Raw genomic sequence first — 4,094 nt, forward strand, 5'->3', positions numbered from 1 at the left:
GCCACTTGGTCGGCATTGGTCAATGCGCTGCACGCGGCTTCTTTATTGATGCGTTTGGCTAGGCCTGCGAGGACTTTGCCGGGTCCGCATTCGGCGGATTCGGTGATGCCTTCGGAAACAAGTGCATTGACGGTTTCTGTCCAGCGCACCGGGCTGTACAGTTGGCGTACCAAGGCATCTTTGATTTTGTCGGCATCATCGTAAGAGGCAACGTCGGCGTTATGAATGACGCGGATTTGCGGTTGTTTGATGGTGATGTCTTTCAATGCTTCGGCAAGTTTTTCCGCTGCAGGCTTCATGAGGCTGCAATGTGAGGGAACGGAAACAGGCAGCGGCAGGGCGCGTTTGGCTCCGGCTTCTTTGGCGGCGGCCATGGCGCGTTCGACTGCGGCGGTATTGCCGGCAATCACGACTTGGCCTGGGGAATTGAAGTTGACGGCTTCAACGACTTCGCCTTGTGCAGCTTCGGCACAAATGGCTTTTACTTGTTCATCTTCCAAACCCAAAATAGCGGCCATTGCGCCTACGCCTTGCGGTACGGCAGATTGCATGAGTTCGGCGCGCAGGCGAACCAGTTTGACCGCGTCTGCGAAATCCAATGCGCCGGCAGCGACGAGGGCGGTGTATTCGCCGAGGCTGTGGCCTGCAACGACTGAAGGGATTTTACCGCCGGCTTCCAAGTAGGCGCGGTAGGTGGCAATGCCGGCAGCCAGCATGATGGGCTGGGTGTTGACGGTTTGTCCGATTAATTCGGCATCTTCGCCGTTAATCATTGCCCACAGGTCTTGACCCAATACGGCGGAAGCTTCGTCAAATGTGGCTTTAACGATGGCTTGTTCGGCAAAGCCGTTCATCATGCCTAGGCTTTGTGAGCCTTGTCCGGGGAAGAAGAATGCGAAAGACATAGTAATTCCTTATTGGTTTGAATGTTTGAGGATGTCTGCCAGCAGAAGGAGGGTGGCAACAGTATTGGTTGCGGCGGTCAGCCGGAAGGTGCGGACAAATCCGGGTTTGCTGGTTTTGTGTCTGAATGCGAGGCTGCCGCAATAACCGCCCGGCCAGCCGCCAAGCAGATTAAGCAGGTGCAATTTTGCTTCGGGTATGCGTCTGCCGTGGTTACGTGCGCGCTGTTTATCTAGGTAGTAAATCAAGAAAACGTATACACTCAGTGCGAGATAGGCGATTGCCAGTTTGGGCAATATCGCAGCTGTTATGCTTAAAAACAGGCTGCTGATGCAGAGTGCAAACGTTAGGGATTTCATGGGTTTGAGCAGAATAGGCCGTCTGAAAGGGGTGTTCAGACGGCCCAACCGTTAGTATTTCACCAAAACCGCACCCCAGGCAAAACCGCCGCCGATGCCTTCGAGCAAGAGGTTTTGTCCGCGTTTGATTTGGCCGTTTTTAATACCGACATCCAGTGCCAGTGGAATGGAGGCGGCGGACGTGTTGCCGTGGTCTTGGACAGTCAAGATGACTTTGTCCATGCTCAAGCCTAAGTGTTTGGCGGTAGAGTCGATAATGCGCTTATTGGCTTGGTGCGGCACAATCCAATCGATTTGATCGGCAGTGTAACCGGCTTCTTCGATAACGTCATCTGCGATTTTAGACAGCATTTTGACGGCAAACTTGAATACGCCGGGGCCGTCCATGCTGATGTAGGGTGAACCACAAACCTGGCCGTTGGCGATTTGTCCGGGGACGTTCAAAAGGTTGAGGTAGTTGCCATCGGCTTTGAGTTTGCTGTGGATGATGCCCGGTTCGTCAGATGCGCTTAAGACAACCGCGCCCGCACCGTCACCAAAGAGGACACAGGTGGTGCGGTCGTTCCAATCGACGATGCGGCTGAAGGTTTCCGCACCGATAACCAAAGCGTTCTTCGCCATGCCGCTTTTGATGTAGGCATTGGCAGTGGTCAGGGCATACATAAAACCGGCGCACACGGCTTGTACGTCAAAGGCAGGACAGCCGTTGGCAATGCCCAATTTTTGCTGCACGATGGTTGCCGTAGAAGGGAACTGCATATCGGGAGTGGCTGTGGCGACGATAATCAGATCGATATCGTCAGCCTGCAAATTGGCATCTGCTAAGGCGCGGCGCGCTGACTCGGCGGCCAAGTCGCTGGTTTTTTCGTTGTCGTCTGCAATATGGCGAAATTTGATACCTGTACGCGTGGTAATCCACTCGTCGGAAGTGTCCACTTTTTTTGCAAGGTCGTCATTGCTGACGCGGTTGGCAGGAAGGTAGCTGCCTGTACCGGAAATTTTGGCATATTGCATGAGAACGGCCTTTTTAGAGAGTTGATTCAGATAGTCGGGTATTGTAAGCGAAAATGGGAAAATTCCCAATATTAAGAATGAAGTCGGTGATTAAAGATAAAAACAGGCCGTCTGAACATTTTGAAGTTTCAGACGGCCTGTATATATCAGCCTTAAGCTTCCGTTGCTGGAGTAGCAGCAGCTTCCAGTTCTGCTTTGGCGGCTTCCAAAGCAGCCAACTGGGTAGCTACGCCTTGTTCGATTTGAGCGAGGCCGGCAGATTTGGCTTCGTGATAGGCTTCTTCCAAAGCATAACGGAAGCCGACTTCGTCGGTTCCGCCGTGGCTCTTAATTACAATACCGCGTAAACCAAGCAGGATGGCGCCGTTAAATTTGCGCGGATCCAATTTGCCTTTCAACCCTTTGAGCGCGGGCAGGGCGGCAATGGCGGCAAGTTTGTTGAACAGGGTGCTTTGGAATTCACGGCGGATGGCGCCGCTCATGAATTTAACCGCACCTTCGATGGTTTTTAGCATGACATTGCCGACAAATCCGTCTGCGACAACGATATCGGCTTCGCCATACAAAACGCTGTTGCTTTCGATATTGCCGATAAAGTTGAGTTTGCTGCTGCTCAACAGTTTAAAGGTTTGTTTGACGGCATCCGTACCCTTGATGTCTTCTGTGCCGACGTTCAAAAGGGCGACGCGCGGGCTGCCTTTTTCGGGGTGTAGAGCGTGTACCAGCTCGCTGCCGATGATGGCAAATTGAACCAGTTGTTCTGGCGTGCAATCGACATTTGCACCCAAATCCAAAGCCAGGGTAACGTGTTCGCTGTCGGAAGGCAGGAATTTGGCGATGGCAGGGCGCTCAATGCCGGGAATAGTCTTGAGGACGAATCGGGCGGTCGCCATCAGTGCGCCGGTATTGCCTGCCGATACGGCGGCTTGCGCATTGCCTTCTTTAACTTGGTTGATGGCGATGCGCATGGATGATTCTTTTTTGTTTTTCAGAGCGGATTGTGGCGCTTCATCCATTTCGACGACTTGCGCTGCATGGCAGACGGTAATGCGGTCCATAGGCGCGCCTGCCGAGCTTAATGCTTGGCGGACTGCTGCTTCATCTCCGACCATAATCAGATGTACGTCGGATTGCTGTTTCAGGAAATCCACTGCACCGGGGACGGTCATCGCAAGGCCTGCATCTCCGCCCATGGCATCTACGGCCAGTGTAATCATGTTGTTCTCCGGTTTGTGTGTTTCAGACGGCCTCAAACAATCGGACAAGCACACTCATCTGATTTTCAGGAAATTGAATTGAAAATCAGATGAAAAGGCTTGTTGCGACGGTTGTACCAGATTTATTGGTTTTGCGCGGCCAATTTGTTGTGTTCGTCAATGTCCAGCGCGTCCCAAGGATAGTTGATCCACCAGTCTTCAACGGTAATGCCGCTGAAATAAGGGATACCTTCAGGAATTTTACCGACTTTGGCTTTGATTTTTTCATGCAATACTGCCACGCCGACAGTGCCGAAATCTTCTTTCAACAATTCGTTCAGGCAGAATTCCATGGTAACGCGGCTATCGTCCACTTCGTCAACGACCAGTACGTTTTTGCCTTTCAGGGCATCGGGAACGGGATCAAGCCATTGGACTTTTTTCACTTCCTCGGTAACTTGGCCTTCGTTATCACTGTCGTAGTAGGCTGTGGTGACGGCGTAAATCGGGATTTCCAAGAAGCAGCGCAACATGCGGGCAGGGATAAAACCGCCGCCGCCAATGGCAATCATGGCATCGTATTTGGTGCCGGAGTTTTGGATTTTTTCCGCCAATCCTTTGA

At 52.3% G+C, this 4,094-nt stretch carries 5 protein-coding genes; all 5 read right to left on the reverse strand.

The features are described 5' to 3' along the window. On the reverse strand, positions 1-905 hold a 905-nt coding region (gene fabD / locus ACTHUT_RS14760), incomplete at its 3' end, for an ACP S-malonyltransferase (RefSeq protein ID WP_440418968.1). A gap of 9 nt (positions 906-914) precedes the next feature. Further along, positions 915-1,262: a DUF1294 domain-containing protein gene (locus tag ACTHUT_RS14765; RefSeq protein WP_137041568.1), complete on the reverse strand. Its 348-nt coding sequence runs from the start codon at positions 1,260-1,262 to the stop codon at positions 915-917. 51 nt (positions 1,263-1,313) lie between these two features. After that, positions 1,314-2,276: a beta-ketoacyl-ACP synthase III gene (locus tag ACTHUT_RS14770; RefSeq protein ID WP_036492865.1), complete on the reverse strand. Its 963-nt coding sequence runs from the start codon at positions 2,274-2,276 to the stop codon at positions 1,314-1,316. A gap of 152 nt (positions 2,277-2,428) precedes the next feature. Beyond that, positions 2,429-3,493, reverse strand: a complete 1,065-nt coding sequence (plsX, locus tag ACTHUT_RS14775; RefSeq protein WP_250599598.1) for a phosphate acyltransferase PlsX — start codon at positions 3,491-3,493, stop codon at positions 2,429-2,431. A gap of 122 nt (positions 3,494-3,615) precedes the next feature. Then, a partial coding sequence (locus ACTHUT_RS14780) for a phosphoribosyltransferase (RefSeq protein ID WP_440418969.1) occupies positions 3,616-4,094 on the reverse strand: 479 nt, incomplete at its 5' end.

This window comes from Neisseria sp. P0022.S010, from assembly GCF_051956635.1.